Annotated in this window: 19 protein-coding genes; 8 read left to right on the top strand and 11 right to left on the bottom strand. The window is 61.5% G+C overall.

Annotated features, from left to right (window positions below; all coding sequences use genetic code 11):
- Nucleotides 1-55 precede the first annotated feature (55 nt).
- Nucleotides 56-2,002: a biosynthetic arginine decarboxylase gene (speA, locus tag R3E82_10260; protein ID MEZ5551262.1), complete on the top strand. Its 1,947-nt coding sequence runs from the start codon at nucleotides 56-58 to the stop codon at nucleotides 2,000-2,002.
- Between the two features lie 45 nt (nucleotides 2,003-2,047).
- Here the strand turns inward: speA and R3E82_10255 are convergent, their stop codons facing one another.
- The 6 genes from R3E82_10255 to R3E82_10230 all read right to left on the bottom strand — a co-directional run bounded on the left by R3E82_10255 (nucleotide 2,048) and on the right by R3E82_10230 (nucleotide 7,127).
- Entirely contained in the window at nucleotides 2,048-2,425 is a 378-nt protein-coding gene (locus tag R3E82_10255; protein ID MEZ5551261.1) for a hypothetical protein, read from the bottom strand.
- Between the two features lie 184 nt (nucleotides 2,426-2,609).
- A complete protein-coding gene (locus R3E82_10250) occupies nucleotides 2,610-4,484 on the bottom strand; it encodes a PQQ-binding-like beta-propeller repeat protein (GenBank protein MEZ5551260.1) in 1,875 nt (624 codons plus the stop codon).
- Between the two features lie 116 nt (nucleotides 4,485-4,600).
- Nucleotides 4,601-5,275, bottom strand: a complete 675-nt coding sequence (locus tag R3E82_10245; protein MEZ5551259.1) for an ABC-2 transporter permease — start codon at nucleotides 5,273-5,275, stop codon at nucleotides 4,601-4,603.
- Nucleotides 5,272-6,171, bottom strand: coding sequence for an ABC transporter ATP-binding protein (locus tag R3E82_10240; protein MEZ5551258.1), 900 nt, complete (start codon nucleotides 6,169-6,171; stop codon nucleotides 5,272-5,274). The genes R3E82_10245 and R3E82_10240 overlap by 4 nt, the downstream gene beginning before the upstream one ends.
- On the bottom strand, nucleotides 6,171-6,605 hold the full coding sequence (locus R3E82_10235; GenBank protein MEZ5551257.1) for a GntR family transcriptional regulator: 435 nt from the start codon (nucleotides 6,603-6,605) through the stop codon (nucleotides 6,171-6,173). The genes R3E82_10240 and R3E82_10235 overlap by 1 nt, the downstream gene beginning before the upstream one ends.
- A 72-nt stretch (nucleotides 6,606-6,677) precedes the next feature.
- Nucleotides 6,678-7,127, bottom strand: coding sequence for an SRPBCC family protein (locus R3E82_10230; GenBank protein MEZ5551256.1), 450 nt, complete (start codon nucleotides 7,125-7,127; stop codon nucleotides 6,678-6,680).
- A 216-nt stretch (nucleotides 7,128-7,343) separates the two neighbouring features.
- On the opposite strand from R3E82_10230, the gene R3E82_10225 reads away from it, so the two are divergent.
- The 7 genes from R3E82_10225 to R3E82_10195 all read left to right on the top strand — a co-directional run bounded on the left by R3E82_10225 (nucleotide 7,344) and on the right by R3E82_10195 (nucleotide 17,871).
- Nucleotides 7,344-8,504: a glycosyltransferase gene (locus R3E82_10225; protein ID MEZ5551255.1), complete on the top strand. Its 1,161-nt coding sequence runs from the start codon at nucleotides 7,344-7,346 to the stop codon at nucleotides 8,502-8,504.
- Nucleotides 8,505-8,509: 5 nt separating this feature from the next.
- Entirely contained in the window at nucleotides 8,510-11,062 is a 2,553-nt protein-coding gene (locus tag R3E82_10220) for an MMPL family transporter (GenBank protein ID MEZ5551254.1), read from the top strand.
- Nucleotides 11,063-11,204: 142 nt separating this feature from the next.
- Entirely contained in the window at nucleotides 11,205-12,188 is a 984-nt protein-coding gene (locus R3E82_10215) for a hypothetical protein (GenBank protein ID MEZ5551253.1), read from the top strand.
- Nucleotides 12,181-13,464 carry an HlyD family efflux transporter periplasmic adaptor subunit gene (locus R3E82_10210; GenBank protein ID MEZ5551252.1) on the top strand — a complete coding sequence of 428 codons (1,284 nt, stop codon included), beginning with the start codon at nucleotides 12,181-12,183 and terminating at the stop codon, nucleotides 13,462-13,464. The genes R3E82_10215 and R3E82_10210 overlap by 8 nt, the downstream gene beginning before the upstream one ends.
- A gap of 3 nt (nucleotides 13,465-13,467) precedes the next feature.
- Nucleotides 13,468-15,537, top strand: a complete 2,070-nt coding sequence (locus R3E82_10205; protein MEZ5551251.1) for a peptidase domain-containing ABC transporter — start codon at nucleotides 13,468-13,470, stop codon at nucleotides 15,535-15,537.
- A 169-nt stretch (nucleotides 15,538-15,706) separates the two neighbouring features.
- A complete protein-coding gene (locus R3E82_10200; GenBank protein MEZ5551250.1) occupies nucleotides 15,707-16,999 on the top strand; it encodes an alkyl sulfatase dimerization domain-containing protein in 1,293 nt (430 codons plus the stop codon).
- 44 nt (nucleotides 17,000-17,043) lie between these two features.
- On the top strand, nucleotides 17,044-17,871 hold the full coding sequence (locus R3E82_10195) for a patatin-like phospholipase family protein (GenBank protein MEZ5551249.1): 828 nt from the start codon (nucleotides 17,044-17,046) through the stop codon (nucleotides 17,869-17,871).
- Between the two features lie 84 nt (nucleotides 17,872-17,955).
- On the opposite strand, the gene R3E82_10190 is transcribed toward R3E82_10195, so the two are convergent.
- The 5 genes from R3E82_10190 to R3E82_10170 all read right to left on the bottom strand — a co-directional run bounded on the left by R3E82_10190 (nucleotide 17,956) and on the right by R3E82_10170 (nucleotide 24,352).
- On the bottom strand, nucleotides 17,956-18,570 hold the full coding sequence (locus tag R3E82_10190; GenBank protein MEZ5551248.1) for an energy transducer TonB: 615 nt from the start codon (nucleotides 18,568-18,570) through the stop codon (nucleotides 17,956-17,958).
- Between the two features lie 55 nt (nucleotides 18,571-18,625).
- On the bottom strand, nucleotides 18,626-19,639 hold the full coding sequence (locus R3E82_10185; GenBank protein ID MEZ5551247.1) for a M56 family metallopeptidase: 1,014 nt from the start codon (nucleotides 19,637-19,639) through the stop codon (nucleotides 18,626-18,628).
- Between the two features lie 2 nt (nucleotides 19,640-19,641).
- Nucleotides 19,642-20,031, bottom strand: coding sequence for a BlaI/MecI/CopY family transcriptional regulator (locus R3E82_10180; GenBank protein ID MEZ5551246.1), 390 nt, complete (start codon nucleotides 20,029-20,031; stop codon nucleotides 19,642-19,644).
- Nucleotides 20,032-20,316: 285 nt separating this feature from the next.
- Nucleotides 20,317-22,674, bottom strand: coding sequence for a TonB-dependent receptor (locus R3E82_10175; protein MEZ5551245.1), 2,358 nt, complete (start codon nucleotides 22,672-22,674; stop codon nucleotides 20,317-20,319).
- An 85-nt stretch (nucleotides 22,675-22,759) separates the two neighbouring features.
- Nucleotides 22,760-24,352, bottom strand: coding sequence for a sulfotransferase (locus tag R3E82_10170; GenBank protein MEZ5551244.1), 1,593 nt, complete (start codon nucleotides 24,350-24,352; stop codon nucleotides 22,760-22,762).
- Nucleotides 24,353-24,367 lie beyond the last annotated feature (15 nt).

The raw sequence follows: 24,367 nt of genomic DNA, 5'->3' as shown, positions 1-24,367 counted from the left end.
GGATCGCGGTTGCCGCGCTCACTTCGTTTCAATCGATCTGCGGGAGCCACCTGAATTGCAAACCGATCCATGGTCCATCGAGAAAGCCATTGAAACCTATCGGGTGGATGTGTGGGGGGATCCTTTTTTCGGAATCAGCGAAGAGGGGCATGTGCTGGTGCGTCCCCATGGCGACGGCGGCGTGCCGATCGATCTGACCAGAGTCGTGGCCGCGCTGGAAAAACAGCATGTTCCCCTGCCGCTGCTCATCAGATTTCAGGACATACTGCGCGCCCGGGTCCGCCAGATCGCCGGGGCATTCGCGGGGGCGATAGAAAGTGCCGGTTACCAGGGCCAGTACTGTCCCGTTTATCCCATCAAGGTCAATCAGCTCCATGAGGTGGTGGAGGAAGTACTCGATGAAGGCCGCAAAGTGGGCCTGGGACTCGAGTGCGGCTCGAAGGCTGAGCTGGTCGCCGCGCTCCCGCACATCACGGACAGCGAGCGGCTGCTGGTCTGCAACGGGGTGAAAGACGCGATGATGCTGTCCCTCATCCTCGATGCCCAGCGTCTCGGTCAGCACACCGTGCCGGTAATGGAGAAGTTCACTGAATTTCAGGAGCTGCTGCGTATCGCTGACGAAAAAGGCGTAGTACCGCGTCATGGCGTGCGAATCCGCCTCTCAACCAGAGGCTCCGGTCGCTGGGGAGACTCGACGGGCACCCGGGCCAAATTCGGCCTGACCATTCCGGAAGTGATGCATCTCGCCACGGAACTGGAGCGGCGCGGTCTGCAGGACGCTCTGGAACTCGTCCATATCCACGCCGGCAGCCAGATCGCCGATGTGCAGGTACTCAAGCAGACGGTCAAGGAGATCGCGCAGATCTATGCCGCCCTGCGCAAACGCGGTCTCAACGTCCGCTATCTGGATGTGGGTGGCGGGCTCGGCGTGACCTACGATGCGAGCATTTCCCAGGACGAAGAACGCATCAACTATGGTCTCCAGGAGTATGCGAATGCCGTGGTCTTCGGTGTGCAGGACGTCTGCCGGCAGCAGTCTGTACCCGAACCGAATCTGGTAACCGAAAGCGGGCGGGCGCTTACCGCTCACCACTCGGTGCTCATCGTCCCCGTGCTCGGTGCGGTCCGGCGCGACAGGCTGCAGGGAGAGTTGAGCCCGGCGGTTCTGGAGCAGCCCCATGTCCGGGATCTGGCCGCCATTCATGCCGGCATCGGCCAGGATGCGCGCATTGGTGCACTGCTCGAAGCCTTCCATGACAGCAAGGCAATCCGTCAGGATCTGCAGACCCTGTTCACCCTGGGTTACCTCGATATCGAGTGTCTCTCGGCGAGCGAGGAACTGTACTGGACCATCGCCCGCGAAGTGCTGACGGGTTTGAAGAATCTGGAACTGCATCCACCGCCGGTTGAACTCATCGAACTGGAAGAGGGGCTCACAGATCAGTATCTGTGTAATTTTTCCGTGTTTCAGTCGATGCTCGACCACTGGGCCATCGGTCAGGTCTTCCCGATCATGCCTATCGATCGACTGGACGTAGCTCCGACCCGCCGGGCACGGCTGGTCGATCTCACCTGCGACTCGGATGGCAAGGTCAGTCATTACGTCTCCTCCCATCCGGACAAGAGTTTTCTGCCATTGCCGGAGGTCGAAGCGGAAGGCACTTTCTACCTGGGTCTTTTTCTGATGGGTGCTTATCAGGACATCATGGGTGATGCGCACAACCTGTTCGGACGCGTGGCGGAGGCACACGTCTACGCGGATGCGGAGGAAGAAGACAATTTCTGGATAGAGAAGGTGATCGGCGCCATACCCGTTCAGGACATGCTGGCCCAGGTTCAGTATTTCCCCAACGATCTCGATCGCAGAATGTCGGAATTCGTGCGTGCCAAGATAGAAGCCGGCGTGGTCCGGCCTTCACAGGGTGTGGAGATCCTCGAGCGCTACCGGGCGGTGTTTCCCCGCACTACGTACTGCGAACCCAATCCACCAGCGGCGGGCTGAGTTTTCACGCAGGGGATTGCCGGACCACAGGGATCCGGCGTGTGCTCAGTGCTTGACCTTGTGAGCCTTCATGTTGGAGACATAGCGCACGACTTCGTCGTAGGCGCGCACCAGATCCATCAGAGTGCGGGCGGGCCTGGGTTTGCGCCGCAGTCCGCTGTCCTCCCGGGACCATTGCGACACCACACTCGGCCGGGCGAGGTCATGCATGATCCGGAACAGCTCGGCCAGCACATCCAGCTTTGCGCGGAGCAGGCCGTCCTGCAGCGCTTTTTCATAGGTCTTGTCTGAGGGCCGCTTGTAGCGGGCCACAGCCAACCTGGCGTGGTCGGCGGCCCGGTCGATGACAATGGCTCTGATTTCCTTTTTGTAGCGGCTGATGGCTTCGGCCTTGGCGCTCGACAGCTGGATGAAACCGGACATCGGGTCGGATCCTCCTCGTGGGATGGTTTAAAAGAGTGTGGCGTGACGCCGGCCGCAGAAAAATTCAGCGGCATGAATCTGGCGGCATAAAGTAAGCCGCCTAAAATAAGCAAAAAGAGCGCCTAATACCACATCCAGTCACAGATGCCGGTGCCTGCCTCCCGAAGTCCGGATGCTCGGGCAGTCAGTCCGCCAGTCGAAAGGCCAGCAGCAGGTTTCCCGGAAGCTGACCGAAGAGACTGTAGCCGGACTGCACGTAGAGCATGTTTCCCGCGAGCTGTACCCCTGCCACATCCATGCTGCCGCCGTGGGCCTCCACGCCATTCACGGCGGGGAAGGATCGTGCGGTATCGAAAACCCAGGCGATGGTGCCGGTTCCGGCAGCAAAGGCCCGGAGCTTTCCGTCCAGAGCAGGGGCGAACACCAGATCGTTCACCGCAGTAGCGGCGGCAGACAGTCCGAAGTAAAAGCTGCATTGCGGATAGAGATCGGAGCGGCTGAAATAGTCCCTCAGACTGGTCTCGCAGCCGCGCTCGACACGCTGCTCCCAGAGCAGCTCCCCGTCCTCTATTGCGAGTGCGTAAAGTCCCGGTTTCGGGAAATAGCGGGGGATGGGGAACACCGGATCGGAGACCGGCGCGAAGAGACGACCGTCGGCGGCTGCCATTCCCCAGTGGACGCCGCCGAGAGCCGACCCCGCACCGACCCGCCGGTGCCAGATCTGCGCACCTTCGCGATCCGGATCCAGTGCATAGACATCGCCGGATTTCTGGCCTACCAGGAGCAGATCATTTCCCGCAGGGGTGCTGGTCAGTATGACCGAGGCGCCGATGTCAAAATCCGGACCGGCACGGGTCGGACAGTTGGGCCCGGTGGGGAATTCGCTGCAGCTGTCGTTGTAGGCGTCACCGGCCAGTGCCTGGAAGTGCCAGACGATCCCGCCATTTGCGATATCCAGGGCCAGCACGCTGTCACTGAGCCGGGTGGCCGGTGCGGAGGCATTCTGACCGGTGCCCACATAAATCACCCCGCGCTGCGCGTCCACGGTCGGGGTACTCCACACAGGGACTCCGGAAGGGCCGTAGCGCAGCGTGCCGTGAGCGGTTTTCCCGCGTGGGGTGGCCTCGGGAGTCGTATGTGTAGACCACAGGCGTGTGCCGTCTTTCGCAGCGAGGCTCAGCACCGCGCCGTGGGTGCGGCAGCATTCGTAGTCCGGGTTTCTGGCGAGGGCGACCTCATAAAGTGAGACGGGCACGATGAGTCGGCCCTCGTGAGCCACGATGGCTCCGGTCAGGAGGCTGTGTTCACCGACCCGGGCATCAACACGCCAGAGCAGACGGCCCGTGGCCGGATCCAGAGCGTTCACGTGGGCGTCCGCGTCGCCGAAGAACAATGCCCGCGCACTGCCACCGGAACCGATGAGCGCAAGGGTGAGTGCCGTTCGCAGTCCGACGGGCGCCCGGTAATGCCACTTGATGCACCCGGTAAAGCGATCCAGTGCGAACACATGCCCGCTCACCGCGGCGATGAACAGGGTATCGCTGGTGATTACCGGCTGGGAGCGTGCATCCGCACTCTGGGGCAGACCGAAGGCCCAGGCAACTTCGAGACGGGCGACGTTACCGCTGTGAATCCGGCTGACTGTATCCGCGATCCGGCCACTGTTGCGGGAGTCGAAACCCCAGCGGCTGATGCGTCCATCGAGGTCGATGTCGGTATTGCGGCACAGGGCGGCAGCGGGCGGTTCGTAGTCCTGCGCGTCGCTGCCGAGAAATCCAGCCAGGCGGATTTTTTCTTCAGTACTCAGGCTCTCCGCTTCGCCCTTCATCCTGCCGTTGGTCAGGGCGAACATGAGTGCAGCAGGATTCTGTTTGCTCATCGCCTGGATAGAGGGCGCTCTGCTGGTGCCCGGATTCAGATGGCAGGATGCACAGTGCAGATCGAAAAGCGCCTGACCATCCAGGGGTGTTGTCTGCTCTGTTGTCACTGCCGTGCCGGTGTTTCGGGTTACATCCGCGCCGCCTTCGACCTGGGCATCCGGACTGCAGCCTGCATTCATCAGGAGAAAACCTGTAAGCGCGAATACTGCCAGGGAGCGGGGAGGGGAAGCTGGCTTGATGGCACCTGCGCCGGAATCCGCCGATGCGCGCGGATCGGCCGGAATGCGGCAGATCATCAGAGGAAGTCCGTTTTGCGTGCCTGCAGGAAGTAGGTGCCGGCCAGCAGGGCGACGATCACTGCAGCCTGTATCGCCAGCACGCTGACTACGGTCGAATTCCAGACCGCTTCGTCGCTACCGATATAAGCTCGAATGCCCTGCAGTTCGGCAAGGATCCAGATATAGATCTGAGTACCGATGTTGGCTGCCACGGTGGCCACGATGGTGGGTCCCAGCGCTTCGAAGATGAGTCCCGTGGCGAGGATGATCGTGTAGGCGAGCAGAATTCCGAGCAGAATGATGACCAGCAGAGGGCGCGTGCCATCGGGAAGACCTTCATCCCCGAGGAAGACCACGAAACTGGCAGCCGAGAGCGTGAGCCAGACGATGCCGAAGCAGATCATGTTGGCTATCAGTTTGGCGGACGTGTACTCCCTGACACTGATCGGCAGACTCATGATGAAGGCGAGCACCTGCTCACGGCGTTCTTCCACGGTGGACAGCATGGCGGCATGCACACCGGCACCGGCCATACAGGTGACGAACAGGATAAAGCTTGCGGTTCCCAGGGCTGAGCCACCGAAGATGGCGACCAGCACGGATGCCATGCCGCCGAGCCACCAGCAGAAGGTTGGGATCCGGAGGATCTGCAGATCCTTGAGCACAAGTTGTTTCACGATCGAATTACTCATGCAGCCTCCTTCTTCTGCATACCATGCATCGGCACGTTCGTGAGAAAGATTTCTTCCAGCGTCAGCCGATCCACCCGGCTGACGGTTGCCCCTGCCTGGCTCAAGGCCTCGCAGAAGCCGTCCCGGAAGGCACTGACCGTCAGCGTGGCGATGTGACCGTTGCGCTGAATGCTTTCGATTCCGGGAATCACCGGCAGGGAATACCCATCGGGTACTTCGAGCCGGATGCGACGCCAGCGCTCCAGCAGCGTTTCCTTGTCTTCCGAAAACAGTATCTGACCGGCATCGATGAAGGTGATCTGATCTGAAATCTGCTCCACATCCAGCGTGTTGTGTGAGGAAAACAGAATCGAACGATCTGCATCAGCGAGCACCGCCGACATTTCATCGAGTATCTGGTGACGCGCCTGGGGATCGAGACCCGTGGTCGGCTCGTCGAAGACCAGCAGTCGGGGTTTACGCGCCAGTGCCATGAGGATGCTGGCTTTGACCCGCTGACCGTGGGACAGACCCTTGATCCTCTGGCTCGCGATCAGACCGAATCGGGAAAGCAGAACGTCTGCATAGGCAGCATCCCAGTTCGGGTAAATCGAGGCGAGAAATCGCAGATGGAAGTCGATGGTCTGGCCGGGGTGCAGTCTCATGTCTTCGGAGACGAAGCCGATGTCCCACTTCGCCGCAATCTGTGCCGCCGGCATGGAATGCCCGAGCACAGAGACTGTGCCACGGTCCTGGTGCACGAGCCCCATGATGATGCGCAGAGTGGTTGATTTACCCGCGCCATTGGGTCCCACGAAACCCATCACCGATCCGGTCGGAACCAGGAGGTCGATCGAATCCAGCGTGAAGTGCGGGTATTTTTTAAAGACACCACGGCATTCGATCGCGTTTTCCATTACAGCTGCTCCTTCGTTCGTTCGACTCGCTCACACAACAATTCGAGAAGTTCCTGCGCAGGTACACCGGCGCTCCGTGCCAGCGCCGCCGCCTGCTCCAGCACCTTGAGAAGTTCCTGCCTCTGCACCGCCCGCTGATCGACACGCTCGCTGATCCAGGAACCCTTGCCCTGCCGGGTCACGATGAAGCCTTCCCGCTCGAGTTCGAGGTAGGCGCGCTTCACGGTGATCACGCTGACACTCAGTGCCACAGCCAGCTCCCGGATCGACGGCAGCCGGGTGCCGGCTGGCCAGTCGGCCACCGCCACCCGCTGGCGGATCTGCTCCATGATCTGCAGATACATGGGGCGGCCGTCGGCCTGGGAAAGGATGAAATCCGTGTGTTCCGTGGTCAGAACGCCCGCCTTAGTGGTGGTGTCATTAGACGCATGCACAGTATACACAGTATATACACATGCACAACGACAGATCCGGCTTTTATTTTTACGGGCGGGCAGTTCCGGGGTTCAGACGCCGAGGTGAGCGGCGATGTTCTTCACCTGTTCTTCCCAGCCCTGGGTATTCATGCGGATGGCTTCGGCTCTGCGGGCATCGTCCGGCAGTGCGCTGAAACCGGATTCGGACACCGTGAGATGACAACCGGTAGCAGTTTCTTTTAATACGAAGTCCACCCGGGTGTGGGGTGTGCTGTCGGGCTCTGCATCGGGATCGTCCGAGTAAGGACACCAGGTGAAGGCGAACCTGTGCTCCGGTTCCAGCACTGCCACCTGCGCCCACCACTTCATATGTTCATAGCCCGGGTAGGTGATGGTGCCCCTGGTCACTCTGCCGACAGCGAAGGGCCCGTCCAGACGGGCGCGGAACCAGGTACCGAATTCTTCATGGTCTGTCAGTGCACGCCATACGCGCGACACCGGGGCGTTGAGCTCGACAGATTTTTCGATGCGATCCTGCATGGTTGAGATGGGGCACCCTCGCGGGCTTCGCGGAAGTCTCAGGATGCAGCAGGCAGAAGTTTCAGGCAACTGGTGCACTGAGGCTGCCTTGCGCACGGCTGGCCTCGTCCGGGCGCGCAAGTTGCTCCTCGAGTCGGATCTCTGGACAATCCGGGCTTTGGGCTTGCGAGCATCCGGTCCTGGCATCGGTTGCACCCTCCAGCTGAGGAGAAACTCTTGTCGCTCCGGATCGCCATGGTTGTCGATCCATGGTCTCTGCCGTTCAACGGGACCGTGGTATCCACCCGTCGCTTCATCTTCGCTCTCGCAGCCTCCGGATTCAGGATACGGGTACTGGCGATCGATGCGGACCCGGCAGTCGACAGTGCCGCCTTTCAGAGGCTGTCGATTCCCGGGTTTAATCGCATCATCAACACCATGCGGGCACCACTGGCGCGACCGGAGCGGTCGAAGCTGCGAGCAGCGTTGCAGGATTGCGATGTGGTGCATGTGCAGTTCCCTTTTTTTCTCGGCCATGCGGCCATTGGTGAAGCGAAACGCATGGGAATACCTGTGGTGTGTTCTTTTCATGTGCAGCCGGAAAACATCCTGCTGAATCTGGGTGTCACCAGCCGGTTCATGCGGAACCTGCTCTACCGGTTTTTTACAGCGCGTTTTTTCAACCGGGCCGACAGCGTGGTCGTTCCTTCGGAGTTCGGTGCCAGGATGCTGCGGGAACACGGGGTCGAGTCACCCGTTCATGTGATCTCCAACGGAGTCCCGGCAGAGTTTTTCGATGTGCCGGAAACAGCGGGTGAGGACGACCGCTTCCGGGTACTTTCCATTGGCCGGCTCGCCCCGGAGAAACAGCATGAAGTTCTGCTGCGGGCGGTTGCGCAGAGCAGATTCTCGGATCGGATAGAGCTGACGCTTGCCGGTGCCGGGCCCCGTGAGGAGCGTCTGAGGCGTCTGGCGGCAGCGCTGGGCATCGAGGTTCGAATCGGCTTCTTCGAGGAGGCAGACCTGCTCAGACTGCTCGGTTCTGCGGATCTGGTTGTGCACACGAGCACCATTGAACTCGAAGGCATGTCTGTCACCGAAGCCATGGCCGCGGGCAAGGTGGTCGTGGTATCGGATGCGCCGGACAGCGCCTGTGCGGATCTGGTGGTTGAACCGCGCGAGAGATTTCGAGTTGGTGATGTGGAAGATCTCAGTGAGCGGATTGACTACTGGCTGTCCCATCCCCGGGAAAAGCTCGAGCAGGGCACCGCCAACCGGCGCGCGGCGAAACAGCTTTCCCACCCGCAATCTGTGAAAAAGCTGGCTGATATCTACCGTGCACTCTGTGGAGTCAGTGAAAGCGTCCACATCGAGCGGCAACAGCACAGGGGTGTGTAGCAGCGTTGGAAGGCCACCTCGAAACGCGCATCGGTAACCTGCTCGCCCGCTGGGTGGCGTTGTGTGCACGCAATGCGCTGACCACCCTGAGCGTCGTCGCCGTTCTCACCGGTTCCGCTGCGGCGCTGGCGTGGCAGTTCCTGTCCATCGATTCGGATATGAGCAAGCTGATCCGACCGGCTGCGACGCTGGGCTGGTATGCGGACAACGAGGCCTTCAAGACAGCGTTTCCGGAGCAGCAGGGCACAGCGGTGGTCGTGGTGTCAGGACGGAACGTGTCTGCCGTCGATGCCAGCGCGCGACGGATCTTCGATCTGCTGCGTGACCAGCCTGCGTTCGAGTTCGTATACGCACCAGCCCTGGATGATTTTTTTCGAGTACAGCGCCTCTACTACCTGGATCTGGGGGATCTCGAAGACTGGCTGGAAGGTGTGCGCTACGACTACGGCGTGATGCTGCGGCTCGCCGAAGGGGCGGACCTGGTCAACGCAGCATTCACCCTGGCGGATCAGGTTGCCGCGACGCCCGGTTTGCCACTGCAGCATCCCCTGGCGTCGATTGCCCGCAGTTTTCAGTCCTCGCCGCCGGTCCTTGAATTCGAAGCCTACCCGCATCTGGATCCGGTGCCGGAGGAAGGCGCCGATTATCATCTGGTCATCGTGCTGAAAGGCACGCAGCACCTGGACAGAAGTCAGCCGGACGCGCAGCTCATCGCGCAGTTGCGGGAACTGCTGGCGAGGGAGCCGGCCGAGTCGGGTGTGCAGGTCCGGCTTACTGGAGAAGTCGTGCTGGCGGATGAGGAGATCGGTGCGGCGCTGGAAGGCATCGGGCTGGCGGGTACCCTGTCGCTGTTTCTGCTGGCACTGATTCTGGGCGTGGGTGTGCGTTCCCTGCGTACGATTCTGGTCATATTCCTGGTGCTGCTGGTCGGCGTAGTGCTCACCCTCGGCTTCGCGGTACTGGCGGTTGGCAGCTTCAATACCCTGGCACTGATCTTTGTGGTGATGTTTTTCGGTCTGGGTGTGGACTTCGCCGTGCACTACGCTCTGCGTTGCCGGGAGTTCGGTCACACCCCCGATGCAGTGGAGACGGCTGCCCGGGACATCAGTCCGGCCCTGCTGCTGTGTGCGCTCACGACCTCCGTCGCCTTTCTGTCTTTCGTACCCACCGATTATCGGGGTCTGGGAGAACTCGGCATCATCTCTGCCGGGGGCATGTTCATTGCATTCAGCCTGACCCTGACGCTGATACCCGCACTCTATGCTGTGTTCGGCACTCCCCGGACTTCAGGATCTTCCAGCGGACTGCCTGCGCCGGTCCTGGGTGCGCGGCCCGGGCTGATCCTCCTGATCACCCTGTGCCTGTCGCTGGTGGCGCTGTGGTTTGCCCGGGATCTGCGCTTCGACTACAGCGTGCTGGCGATGCGCGATGCGTCTACTGAGGCGATGAGCACTCTACTGGAACTGCAGCGCGACGGTGTCGCCACCGACTACTCGATCATGGTCATGGCGCCGGGTGCTGCAGCAGTGGGTGCCCTGAAAGCCCGGCTGGAGCAGATCCCCGAGGTGGGCACGGTGCAGACACCCGCAGACCTCGTGCCGGTGCAACAGGCGGAAAAGGCCGAAAGGCTTGCTGCTCTGGCGGCCCTGCTCGACACCATCGAACCGGTGCAGGCCGGTGACACGAGTCCGGACGCGCTCGCCGGTCTGGATGAAGCGGTGGCTTATCTCAGCGAAGTGGAGGACAGGGTGCGTCCGGCAGAGTTGCCGAACTACCGGGCGTTCATCGCCGGGCTGCGCGCGCTGCGCGGTGATCTGGAAGCATATCGGCGACTGTCGGAAGCCTTAGGCGTTCAGTTAGCCTCCGAATTGAAGATGCTGAGGCGCATGGCGTGTGCACCGGTTTTCGGGCTGGAAGATCTGCCAGAGGATCTGCTCGCCCGGCTCATTACCCCGGATGGGCGCCATCTGCTCAGCGTGCAGCCGCAACTGCCGCTGATCAGTCGGGAGCAGACCACCGCCTTCATTGAAGCGGTATCCGCAGTGGCGCCGAATATCGCGGGGAGGGCGGTGGTCGAGTGGGGTGTCGGCGGGGTAGCCGTGGAATCTTTCCTCGAGGCGGTCGTGCTGTCTGTGGTGCTGATTTTCGGTTTGCTGGTGGTCTATTTCAGAGCCCTCTGGCAACCCCTGCTGGTGTTTGTACCGCTGGGACTGGCTGCGCTGTTTTCCTTTGCCATCATGCAGGTGACCGGATTGAACCTGAACATGGCCAACATCCTGGTGGTGCCGCTGATCTTCGGCCTGGGTGTGGATGCGGGCATCCATGTGGTGCATCGCTATCAGGTGTCGGGGAGCATTCAGGCACTGTTTGAATCCAGCACCGCCCGGGCGGTACTGATCAGTGCACTGACCACCATCGGCACCTTCTTTTCTCTCTCCTTCAGTCCGCACAAGGGAGCAGCCTCAATCGGCCTGCTGCTGTTTGTTGCGATCTCGCTGATGCTGCTGGCGACCTTTGTGGTACTGCCGGCCCTGCTCAAGGTCATCAGGCTGCGCTGAAACGCTGACCGGCCTGGCCGCCCTGCAGGGGAATGTCCTCCAGCCGGCAGCGGCGTCGACTGCTGTTGCCGCAGGACCGGGGTGCGGAAACTTGCCAGTGCGTTCGGCCTGGTGAGTGGGATCTGCCTTTCATGTGTCGTTCATGTCTTCCTTAACGAGTGGCGGTTCTGCCGTTGATCGGCTGGTGCGGCATACCCGGCGGCTGGATGCGGGGCTGCAGGTCTGCGGGATCGGCCACCCGCTGCGCCGGAAGATCACAGCAAGGCTGCTGGCAGCGAAGGCGCCTCGGCTCCGCTCGGGAATGGCCGCTCTGTTCGCCGAGTTTCTGGGAGAACCTGCCGCCGATGCGCTGACGCTGGCCGCTGACTGGCTCTACTACCGGTCGATTGCCCGGGCCGGGTGGCTCGGAGAGTCTGCCCGGGCGGATTCCCGACCGGGTCAGCGGCAGGCGCGGGTGCTGGACGAAGCGGCGCTGGGTGCTTTTCTGTCCGGTTCCATGGGCACCTCGCGGGGCATCCTGATGGCGTCGATTCATATGGGCGACTACCTCCGGGGGCTCGCGGCGCTGGGGCAGTGTCTGCAGGGGCGGCGGGTGGTCATCCTCCGCAGGCGGCAAGCCAGTCCCGGGGAAGGTGCGGCTTTCGCGGCCTTCTCCCGGGCGGGTATCCGTTTCGACGTTCTGCGTCACGATCGCACGACCGCGTTCAGTGCGCTGCGGGCGCTGAAACGTGGTGCGGTGGTGGTAGTGCTCTATGACCTGACCCGGCGCTGGGGGCGCACTGCGCCCGTACGGTTGTTCGGCCGCGAGGTGCAGATGGTTTGCGGGCCCGCGGAGCTGGCGATGAAAGCGGGTGCAGACATGCTGCCCGTTGTTACCGGTTTCGATGAGGGGGGATGTCTGGAGATCAGGGCTGGCAGAGTGCTGGCGGGCACAGCAGGCAAGGGTCGGGACATCATCCTTCAGCAGCTGGCGGATTTTGCGGAACAGGCCATTCGCACCCGTCCGGCCCAGTGGCATCACTGGCCTCTGCTGCCTGAAATGCTGGCTCGGTTTCCGTCGGGCGATGCGTGCATCGATCCGCGCGCGGATGCAGGCAGCGATGCGCGGGAGCAGGCCGTTGTCTGAAAGTCTGTTCCGGGTCGAAGTCTACGCGGGCCGCCAGGACCAGGGCCTGGGTGACGCCTGGATTGGTCCGGGCAGTGCGCCCCTGCTGCTTTCACTGCTGCTGTTCAGCACTACGGCACTCGCCCTGATTTATCTCTGCACCGCAACTCACGCACGCAGCGTCAGTGCGTACGGTTTTCTGTTTGCCGAGCAGGCCACCGCCAGAGTCCGATTCGATGCCGGCAGCGGTGTGGTGGTTGCCCTGCATGTCACCCCGGGCAGTCGGGTCGCCCCGGGAGATCCTCTGCTGACGGTTGAGAATCTGGTCGCGCTGGACGGTGCCGGGCGGGATGGTGCTTCCCGCGTGCGCACGCTGACACAGCGTTTGAACGATGGCTTCGCGGCGCGCCTGGCCCATCTCGAAACCCAGCAGCGGGGCGTTGAGGATCAGCATGTACTGAGCCGGAACCGGCTCAGTCTGGAGCTGAAACAGCTGGACTCAGAACTGGGTCGTCTGCAGGTCGCGCGTGAGCTGCGCTCGCAGCGCCTGCGGCTCGCCCAGGAAAAGAGTGGCTCCCTCGAGAGGCTGCACGCGCGCAGAGTGATCTCCGATCTGGACTGGATGGACCACCAGTCCCTGGTGCTGGGATTGCAGGAAGAGCTGCTTGCGCTGGAAGGTCAGATCGCGACTGTACAGGTGCAGCGGACCTCCGGTGGGCTGCGGCTGGCGGAAGCAGACGCACTGCACGATGAGGCGCAATCTCAGCTGGCCGCACGGCGGGCGGAGCTGCAGCTGGAGCACGACACCGCCAGAGTAGGCGGTCAGCGGGTACTGCTGGCACCCAAAGCCGGCTCGGTGGAGGCGCTCGAAGCGCATCCGGGCATGGTGGTACAGGGTGGGATGGCTCTTCTCGACATCGTCTCTTCCGCCACTGAACTGCGGGCCAGGCTGCTTGTGCCCGACCGGGCGGCGGGCTTTGTCGAGCCCGGGCAGAGGCTGCATCTGCGCTTCGACGCCTTTCCCCATCAGCACTTCGGGACCCAGCCTGCCCGCCTTGTCGGACTGAACCGCACCGTCACCGAAGCCGGTGAAACCATCGGCGCATACCGGGTCGAAGAGGCCGTCTATATTGGCGAAGCCCGGCTCACCCGACAGGAAGTCGCATCGGCCCGGGGCAGCGGTCAGCTGCGCGCGGGCATGCGTTTCGTTGCGGAGCTGGAGCTCGAAACGCGCACGCTGATGCAATGGCTTCTGGAACCGCTGCTGGATCCTCTACTGACAGCGGAGCGCGGCTGAGCCATGGACCTGCGCCGCCCCAACCGGCTGCCTGTGATTCTGCAGTCCGAAGCTTCCGAGTGCGGTCTCGCCTGCATTGCCATGATTGCCGGATTCCATGGTCGGTCCTACTCCCTGCCTGAGCTGCGACAGCAGTACGCGATCTCTTTGCGCGGTGCCGGTCTCAAACTGCTGCTGAAAATTGCGGCCGGTGTGGGGCTGGCCGGGCGTCCGCTGCGCATCGATCTCCACGAACTGAAGCGGCTGCAGTGCCCCGCACTGCTGCACTGGGATCTCGACCACTATGTGGTGCTGCGCCGGATAGATCGGCGCGGGCGGGCCATCGTGCACAATCCCGCGCTCGGCGTACGCCGCTATGGTGCCGGAGAACTGTCGAGGCACTTCAGCGGCATCGCTGTGGAGCTTTCTCCCCGGGCCGGATTCAAGCCCCGTGTGCCGACTCCGGGCCTGAGCCTGAGATCCCTGACAGGCGGGCTGAGAAATCTGTGGCCGGCACTGCTGCAGATTCTGCTCCTGTCGGGGCTCATTCAGTGCTTTGCGCTCGCAGCGCCTTTTTATCTGCAGCTCGTGGTTGACGATGTCCTGGTCAAGCACAACCTGCACCTGCTCTGGGTGCTGGCTGCGGGATTCGGGCTGCTGCTGCTGATTCGGGTGGCCACCCGAAGTCTGCGCGACTGGATCGGTCAGCACGCGGCGGTGAGCCTCGGAATCGGCATGGCGGCTTCGCTGTTTCAGCACCTGCTGCGACTGCCGAGTGGCTATTTTGCCCATCGGCGTTCGGGCGATGTCGCATCGCGTTTCGAATCGGTGAAACCCGTACAGGCGTTCCTCACCGGTGGCGCAATCAGTGCCGGAGTCGATGGTGTGCTGGCGGTCACCACCCTGGTCATGATGCTGCTGTATTCGCCGTTGCTGAGTCTGATCGTGCTGGTGAGCTTTGCCGTCTATCTGCTGCTCAGGATGGCAACCTTTACCGGGTTGAAAGTACGCAGCCAAGAAGCCATCGGTGCCGGTGCGCTGGCGGACTCCCAGTTTCTCGAAACCCTGCATGCCATTCCCAGCATCAGGGCGGCGGGTCGGGAAGCCGAGGTTGGAGGCATCTGGCTCAATCGTCTGGCAGCTGCGCGAAGTGCGGATCTCAAAGTGGCAAGACTGCAGATCGGTTTCGATGCGGGTCATGGGCTGATCACCGGTCTGGAGAATGTTCTGGTGGTTTTTGCCGGGGCTCACGCGGTGCTCGAGGGAGAACTGACGATCGGAATGCTTTATGCATTTGTGGCCTTCAAGAACCATTTCGGTGCCGCACTCACTGCACTGATCGATGAATCCCTGCGCTATCGCATGCTCACCGTACACCTCGAACGGATAGCCGACATCACTCAGACGCCTGCGGAGCAGGGACTGCTGGCAGAGAGTGGCTTCAGTGTGCGTCGGCAGGGTGCTGTGGATTTGAGCGGTCTCTGGTATCGCTATGGCGAAGGTGAGCCGTACGTGTTGCAGGACTTCAATATGACGGTGCCGGAAGGTGAATGGCTCTGCCTGCAGGGTCCCTCGGGTTGTGGAAAGTCCACCGTGCTTAAACTCGCCGCCGGACTGCTCAACCCGGAGCAGGGCGAGGTGCGGATCGCGGGTCAGCTTTTCACCGGCGCCGGAATCCGGCAGATCCGGGAAGGGATCGCCACGATTACCGAAGCCGACGTGCTGCTGTCCGGCTCGATCATCCAGAACGTTACCTTCTTCGATCTGCAGCCGGATCTGGCTGCCGTGGAGAGCGTCTGCCAACTTGCTGAGATTCACGCGGACATACTTGCCATGCCGATGGGCTACGAAACCCGCCTCGGCCAGCTCGGCTCTGTGCTGTCGGCGGGCCAGCAGCAGCGATTGCTGCTGGCTCGAGCCCTCTATCGAAGGCCCTGGCTGCTCCTGCTGGATGAGGCGACCGCCCATCTGGATGGCCGGACGGAACGACGTGTGCTGGACAACCTGCGGGAGATGTCCCTGACCTGTCTGTTCACCAGCCACGCAGCCGGGCTGCCGAGCGAACTGGGGGTTGAGGTACGGCAGATGGGCTGACAGCCGGCCAGGGAGCTTGGAAAGAGGTTCTTCCAGGCTTTGTGGCCCCCTCACCACCCCAGCCTGGCGGCTGGTTCCGAATACAGGCAACGTCGAGCGCGTGCCTCAAGCCGTGAAGCGGCAGCGGCTGCTAGTATGTTGCGCTGGATCACTGCATAAGGGAGCCGCCATGTCGCTGCTGGAACTGTCAACTCGAATCATCGATGAGGGCCTGACAACCGAAGAGGTCGGACCGGTAAATCGGATCAATTTCCAGCTCTCTGAAGTGGCGGACAATGTCGCGGTGGTGGAGGCCTTCTCCCATTGCGTGCTGTTCGACACCGATGATGGTCTGGTTGCCTTCGATACCAGTGGACCTCAGGGTGGTACCCGGGTGGTGGATGCCATTCGTGGCTGGCGGGACAGGCGGTTCAATACGCTCGTCTATACTCACGGCCACCTCGATCACGTCGGTGGTTGCGGGGCCTTCATGGCTGATGCGCAGAACCGGAACCATCCGCGCCCCCGGGTGGCAGGACACGAAAACGTGCCACGCCGATTCGACCGCTATGAACTTACCAACGGTTATAACCTGGCAATCAACGAGCGCCAGTTCGGACAGTTTTCCCGGCGGGGCTATGGCCTCAGTGATGGCGACAGATTTCTGCCGGAGGCGGCTTCGAGACCTGATCTGACCTACCGTGACCATCTGACTCTGAACATCGGCGGGCTCGATTTCGAACTCAAGCATGCGAAGGGCGAGACTGATGACCACACCTGGACATGGATACCCGAGCACCGCGCCATCTGCTCGGGTGATTTTTTCATCTGGTGCTTTCCCAATGCAGGCAATCCGCAGAAGGTGCAGCGTTATCCTGCGGAGTGGGCGGCAGCCATGCGGGCGATGGCCGAACAGGGTGCGGAGCTGCTGCTGCCTGCCCACGGTCTGCCGATCAGTGGCCGCGAAAGAATCCACCGGGTGCTGACGGATGTGGCAGACGCGCTGGAATATCTGGTGAAGGAAACAGTGACACTCATGAACGAAGGCGCCCGTCTGGATGACATCGTACACGCGGTAAAAATCGACTCTGCGGTACTGGAAAAACCCTACCTGAGACCCATATACGATGAGCCGGAATTTATCGTGCGTAATCTGTGGCGGCTGTATGGTGGCTGGTACGACGGTAACCCGGCCCATCTGAAACCCGCACCTGATGCAGCGCTGGCAAAGGAACTCGCCGGGCTCGCGGGTGGTGCGCAGAAACTCGCTGAACGGGGACAGGCCATCGCCGCGAGTGATCCGAGGCTGGCCTGTCATCTGGTGGAAATGGCAGCCATGGCGGCACCGGATAACAGGGCCGTTCACGCCATCCGCGCCGAGGTCTATCAGCAGCGTCGGGGGGTGGAATCCTCGCTGATGGCGAAGGGCATCTTCGGGGCGGCGGCGAATGAATCCCGTGTGAAGTCGGAAGCAGCGCCTTGATCTGTCATTGCCGCCTGTGGCGGTCTGCAGGGAGCGATTGAGCCATGCGCTACGGGGTCGCGCTGGGCGGTGGTGGCGCAAAGGGACTCGCCCATATTCCGATGCTGGAAGTGCTGGAAAAGGCGGGTATCCGGCCCAGCGCGGTCGCCGGTACCAGCATCGGTGCGATCATCGGCGCGCTCTATGCTTCAGGTATGTCTCCCGGGGCGATGCGTGAAGCGGTGGACGAACTGACCCGTGTGCCTCGAACCTTACGTGATCTCATCAGAGCAGGTCAGAACGGCCAGCTCTTCGACTGGCTCGATTTCATCGATCTGGACATTGCCCGTGGCAGCCTGCTGAACATCGAGAAGTTTCTGTCGGATTTCGAAAAAGTGGCTGGTGTGAGCCGGTTCGAGGATCTGAAAATTCCGTTGAAGGTGGTTGCGACGGACTTCTGGAAACGTGAGGAGGTGATTTTTGCAAGCGGCGAGCTGGGCCCCGCCATTGCTGCGAGCTTCGCCCTGCCAGGTATATTCAAGCCGATGGTTGAAAATGGCCGGGTGCTCATTGATGGTGGCCTGGTGAATCCGGTGCCCTATGACACGCTGCAGGAGGAGTGCGATGTGGTCATCGCGATCGATGTTATCGGGCATCGCAGGCCGGGGGAGGACCTGTTGCCTTCGTATACCGAGAGTCTCTTCAACTCTTTTCAGATCGCCCAGAAAGCGGTGCTGAAATCGAAGTTCAGGATACGGCCCCCTGACATCTACGTGGACGTGGCGATTGAAGGGATCAAAGTGCTCGAATTCCACCGGGTCCAGGAAATCTATGAGCAGACAGCCTCTGCCTGTAGAGAGCTCGAGGAAAAACTCGCTGCGATCGGCCGATAAGCCGCACATCCATCGACTCCCCCGACTCGTGCTGGTGGCGGCTTATACAGAAGGACTGACGAAACAAAAAGAAGGCAGCGTCTCTCAGCTCTTGTCGAGACCGTAGGTGATGCGGTGCAGTACACCGCTCACCCGGGTAGGTGAGCCGTCGAGATTGCGAGGCTTGTATTTGAACCGCACCACAGCCTCGAGAGCGGAACGATCGAATACCCCCCGAGGTACCGACTCGACGATTTCCGGATCAATGACCCGGCCCAGTTCGTCTACCGTAAAGCGCAGCACAACAAAGCCCTCGATACCGCGTCGCTGCGCAGAATGCGGATAGTCGGGTCGGACCTTGAAGATCGGCAGGTAGTCTCCGCTGGCGACGAGGATGCCTCCGATCGTCGGTGGTGGTGCGCTGGAAGGCGGTGGATTGCCGATCTCCACGCCGCCCGTCGCCCCGGTTTCAGTGGGTCTGATGAGAACGACAGGTGGCGGATCGACCGGCAACGGTGGCTGAATCGGCTTTTTGTCAATTATCGGCGGAGGCTCCGGGATCCGCACAATCTCGGTGATGACTGTCACCGGCTTCATATCGGGCACTGCTCCGCGCATTCGAATGAGATCGTGCATGAGAATCAGCAGAGCCGCGGTGGTCAGCGCTGCCAGAAGCATGGCGCCAGAAATTCTGGGCAAAGAGGGGTTGAGGGTGTGCATGGCTGCCTCCCGGAGTTGATTGCGGGTTGAGTAAGAGAAACTGCTGAGCAGTTGTTTAGGGTGGGCCGGTCCCCGCCTCCAGTTCCGGGGCTGTCCAGGGTTGGGGTTGCAGGCTGACTGCCAGCATCTGGCTGTCAGATCCGGAACGGATGAGCGCGACTACGCGCATGTCGTCAGTCTTCCGTAGCGCGGGTTCTGTGAGATTCACCGTCCACAATCCTGTAGTCAGGGTCAGGGCACCAATACAGGACCAGAACAGACCGCGGGAATCCACCTGCTCATCACGTAAGCCGTTGAATCTCCGGAAGCGACGCAGGAGATCCGATCCGCCCGCGGAGACCGCACTGGGAGAACGGGCAGTGGCTGCGACTACGTACAGGGTTTCGAGATAGGCGGGAGTGTTGCAGACAATGCCTGTTGCAAGGTCGTCGCAACTTTCCTCGATCGCCGCTTCGAAGTGGCCCGGAAGCCTCCGCAGCCAGGGTAGCCACCAGAAAAAGTCACTCACCAGTCTTGTCTGATTCAGCCAGAGATCGTCCCGCCTGCGGATGTGTACGATTTCATGTGCGAGCACACTGCGCAGGGACTGCTCCGGCCAGTGCACCCACTCAGGAGGAAGGATGATGGTTGCTCTGCCGAGACTGGTTGAGCAGGGCGGCAGACCGCTCCTGATTTCAATGGATCGTCTGCAACCGATAGCGTGGCTGAGGGCCGAGGTCAGCTCGGTGAGGTGTTCCGATCGCTGCAGCGGGAGTCGGGAAATACCCAGGCGATCGTGAAAGATGCGCGCCAGTCGCAGAATCACGAGGATGATCCCCGGGCCGATTGTGAGGAAGACGGCTGTTGCAGGGAGCGTGCGGTCCGGCATCCACTGGCCGGCCCCGGTGATACCGATCGACCAGCTCGCAGACAGCAGCTTGAGTAGCACGGGAGCACAACAGAAGATCATTATGAGCTGGATGATCAGCCATCTGCGCGTTGCGGGGTTGCTGCTGAATGCCCTGGTGCAGATGAGCACGAGCGCGCCGCTGAGAAAGGCGAGCAGGATTATTTCACGGGTTGTCGGCATGCTTACCTCTTCCGCGCTTTCAGTGCATTCAGCTCGGCTTCGATCCGGGCAATGTCTGCGGGTGACAGTTTTTCTCCCTGCTGTCCCAGCAGACCCATGACTGCAGCTCCCGTTGAGCCGGCATAGAAAGTGTCGAGCAGGCGGCGCAGCGCATTTGCCGATGCCTGACTCTTTTTCAGTACCGGGTGGTACAGGTAGCGGGGCCCATCCTGTGCAAAATCGATGTGACCCTTGTCGAGCAGCTTTCTGAGCAGGGCGCGCACGGTGGAGTAACTCGGGGAGTCCGGCAGATCCGCGAGGATCTCTGCTGCTGTTGCCCGTTCGCGTGCATACAGAACGTCCATGATCTGCCGTTCCCGGCGGGTGAGATTGATGTGTTCGTTCGAAGCCATAGCCCTTTTTCGTTTACCAGCGCCTGTTCCGGACGGTGTGCTACTTTTGTAGCATCGTGCTAAAAAAGTAGCAGACGCTACGCTACAAAAGCAAGCGGCAGTCTGAGTGGGGTGAGACTGTTTGGTTCTATGAATGATCCGGGTGAGAACCGGAAACCCTGCCGGCCAGCAGGCGCGAGAGGCGTGTCACGGCGGGGAAGCCAGGCCTGTGGGGTTCGTCGGTCCGGTTGAGGGCGTAGCTGCCGCGGCAGATTCAGCTGCCGCGGTGGAGCCGGCGCTGGATCGTCAGTCCCACTCCCAGTTGAAGCGTACGCCGAAGAAGCGCGGTCGCAAGGGTCCGAAGAAATGTGACGGGACCACACCGCCGTTGTTGTTCAGACCATCCCAGGTGTTTTCGTCGAAAAGATTTTCCACATAGGCTTCGATACGCCAGTTCTGAGGTGCCTCGTAGCCGACTCGGACTGTCGCCTCGGCGAAGGAATCGATCCTGGTTTCGCTGAGATCTTCCCAGCCACCGCCACGCTCCGATTCCCAGAAAATTTCAAAGGCGCCGGTAATGGCTCCGCCGCGGCTGATCGGATAGCTGCCGTCGAGGGTCAGGGCCCCGGTCCATTCCGGCGCCCAGAACAGGGAGCTGTTCTCACAGCCCAGCGGATCCGAAAGCCCGCAGATGTCTTCCAGCCCTTTCGCTTCAGAGTCGAGGTAAGACAGCGCGAGGTAGATGTCGAAGTAGGGGCCCAGGGCGGCGGAGATACTGCCTTCCACACCCCAGCTGTCGACCTTGCCGACATTCTTCACAGTGGACGCGCCGCCATCAAACACCACGACCTGCAGATCTTCGTACTGGTAGTAGAAAGCAGTCAGACTGACCGAGGCTGCGCGATCCAGCAGGGAACCGTTGTAGCCGACCTCCCAGGCATCCGCTGTCTCCGGGTCGAAGGCGTTAGGCCGGAACCCGTCTGCCTGACTGGCATCCGTGAAACCGCCGCCGACTCCCACACCGTCTGCGTCTTCGAGCGCGAAACTGCCGAAGCCGCCGGACTTGAATCCTTCTGTGTAGCTGCCCCAGAAGGTGGCATTGTCTGTGGGGCGGAACCTCGCCACCACCCGGGTCTGCACATCGTCCCAGCTTTTGGTGTCGCTGACGTAGCCGGCGGTGCTGAACCCATAGGCCCAGTAGGGCCCCAGGTCGCTTTCGGGTGTGGGCACGTTGAGGCTGAAGTCTTTTTTGTCGTCGGTGTAACGCACGCCGACACCGACATCGAACTGGTCGGTGAAGGCGTAGTTCAGATCGACATAGGTGCTCCAGCCCGTATAGGTGCCTTTGATGCGACTGGTCTCGGAGAGATGGCCGTCTGCGGCAGAGGTAAAGGGTGAGCCATAGTAAGCGTAGAGATCCTGGCAGCCGGTGAACGTCATGCCGTTGTAGGCATAGCCGTAGTACTGACAGAAAGCGTCCTCGCTGCCGCGGAAGGCGAACATGGTGTCGATCTTTTCCCGGTAGTAGGACACACCGCCATACCAGCTCAGTGCGCTGTCGGTGTCCGAAGTGAGGCGCAGCTCCTGCTGGAAGTAGTCACCTTCCTGATCCTGCTGGTAGTTGCTCAGTGACAGCGGTGTGCCGTCGTAATCCTCGCTGTAGTAGTAGTCGTGATCCTTGTAGCCGGTGATCGAGGTGAAGGTTGCGAAATCGAAGTCGTATTCGATGCGTGCTTCCAGATTGGTGATTTCGGCGTCGTCGGCCTCTCCCCAGGTGAGGTCGGAGTCGGCGTCGTAGCTGCCGCCGCTCAGAGAGATGGGCCCGAGCGCGGCTTCCAGGGTGTCCCAGGTGTCGCCTTCATCGATAGCCCGATATACGGAGCCGGACTGCTCACGGTCCTCGTATTCGACCGTGGTATCAATGCTCAGGCGCTCCGTGTGAAATGCGGTGGACCAGCGCAGCGCCAGTTTCTCGTGTTCGATGAGGTCCTTGCCGCCGGAGGCGTTTTTCACGTAGCCGTCTTCGGTAGAGAAGTAACCGGCGAGTCGGGTGGCAAGCTGATCGGTGATCGGAATGTTGAGCGCGCCCTGGCCCACGCCCCGGCTGTTCTCACCCAGGTCCAGGTTGACGTAACCGCCGGTCTCTCCGACCCGGGCACGACGCGTGTGCAGGCTGAAGGCGCCGCCGATGGAATTGCGGCCGAACAGAAAGCCCTGGGGACCGCGCAGTACTTCGGAGCGCTCCATGTCGTAGAGACTGGTGACTGCGGAGCCATTGCGGCCTTCGTAAAGCTCGTTCTTGAAGAAGGCTGCGGAAGGGTCGCCACCGACACCGAAGTCCTGGGTGCGGATGCCGCGGATGCTGATCGCATCGATGAAGCTGTCCTTGCTGTTGCCTGACACGCCGGGCGAGTAGGACACCAGGTCTTTCACATCGTCGAGATTGCGCTTCTGGGTGAAATCACCGGTCAGCACGGTGATGGCGAGTGGCACATCCTTCACAGACTCGGAGCGTTTGGTCGCGGTGACCACTACCTCCTCGATCACATCCTGCCCGAACACCGGCGCCGTGGCGCCACCTGCCATCATCGAGGCAACGACCGCACGTGTCAGCGGTGACAGTAGAAAGGGATTCCGGGCTCGGGATTTGAGTGGCCGCCCCATGAAGCTGCTCCTGTGAAGTGTGCCGGGATTCTAACCAGTGAATGTGTCGCGCATCCACTCTTCATTCCAGCTGTCTTCGCCGGCCTCAGCCCGGGCCAATTCCCGCCGCGTCGAGTATCGCCCGCATCGGTGCCAGGTGCGTCTCATAGCGCCGCCAGCGGCCGACCGAACGGGTATGTGCCGGTTCCCGCACCTGGACCGCACTGGCAGTGGATACGGCGGTGGCCTGCTCGTGAAAATTCAGACAGGCCGCCTCCCAGGGGAGCCCGAGGAAATCGATGATGCGCCTGGCGTTGGGTTCCAGGTCCGCCACCGTGTCTTCGTAGGACACATCGAGAAATCGGTCACCGAATCGTTCACGCCAGGTTGCCATCAGGCGGTGGTAGCGGACATGGTGCCGGGCCATCTCCTCCTGATCGTAAGAGTGCAGATAGGCGTCGGCAAAGAGCTGTTTGAAACCTGCAAAACAGGCATCCATGGGGTCCCGGGTCAGATGCAGGATGCGGGCCTGGGGCAATGCCTTGAGGATCAGCGGCAGACACAGATAGTTCTGGGGCAGCTTGTCCACGAATCTCGAAGTCGTACCCCGTACTTTCCGTGTGGTGTCGAGGTAGGTCTGGCCCAGGCGTCGTGGCGGAATTCCGGATGCCGCCTCGAAGAGCCCGGCGGTGAAGCGCCGGGGATCGCGATGGTCGCTGAGTCTGCGGATGGCAAGGCTGAACTGCTGCAGTTCACCGGCAGCGTGCACCTCGCTGTGACTGGAAATGATCCTTTCTATCAGAGTGGTGCCGGTGCGGGGCTGGCCCAGAATGAAGATCGGGGAAGCATCCGGATGTCCCGCTGGCGCCTGGTTGAGCCACTCGGTTGTGAAGGTGGCCTCCAGATACTCGAACATCTCGACTTCAGTCGCCTCGTCGTACTCGACGGTCTGACGGCGGGCTGCGGCGCCGGCTGCAAATGCCTGGAAGGCCGGATCCCACTGCTGCAGGTCTTCCCGCTCTTTTCCCGAGGCGTAGTGAAGAAAAGCGGCAGATCGCGGGTGGATGTCCTTGCGCGAGAGCAGGGTGGCCATCTCCTCGAGATGTTTTTCGTCCCTGGCTCTACGTGCACCCGCCAGCGACCAGTGGGCCTGGGGATTGTCCGGCTGGATGGTCAGAATCTCCTGCAGGATGCGGATCGCGGCAGTCGTGTCGCCGTGATAGATGAAGTTGTTGGCCAGATTGATGAGGAACGGCGGATGGCCGGGCCGAGCCGCGACTGCGGATTCGTACCAGCGTCGCGCCTGATCGTATTCGCCCAGCAGTGAATACACGGTGCCGAGCAGGTCCTGTACCAGCGGATCCCGCACCGGCCGCGCGGTTGCCGCCTGCAGAGCTGCGTCTGCTCGATTGACCTGACCTTCACCCATGAACAGACGGGCGAGCTGAGCCCAGGCTGCGCTGTGCCCGGGGTCGAGTTTCGTTACCGAGCCGAAGGCCTGGAAAGCCGTCTTGCGGTCCTTTGCCTCCAGCGCGACGAGCCCCACCAGGAAATGTCCGGGCACCAGGTCGGGCTTCAGGGCCAGTACCTGTTTGCAGCACTCCGACGCTTCGATGATGCGACCCGCCATCAGATGTTCATAGCCTTCGCGGAGGCGGGCCTGCAGGGTTGATTGCAACTGGGCGGAGGGATCAGGCACTTGATGCAGGCTGTC

Source organism: Pseudomonadales bacterium (genome assembly GCA_041395945.1).
Classification (GTDB): Bacteria; Pseudomonadota; Gammaproteobacteria; order Pseudomonadales; family Azotimanducaceae; genus SZUA-309.
The sequence above is the reverse complement of the archived record's forward strand: the minus strand, read 5'-3'. Positions and strand labels throughout refer to the sequence as shown.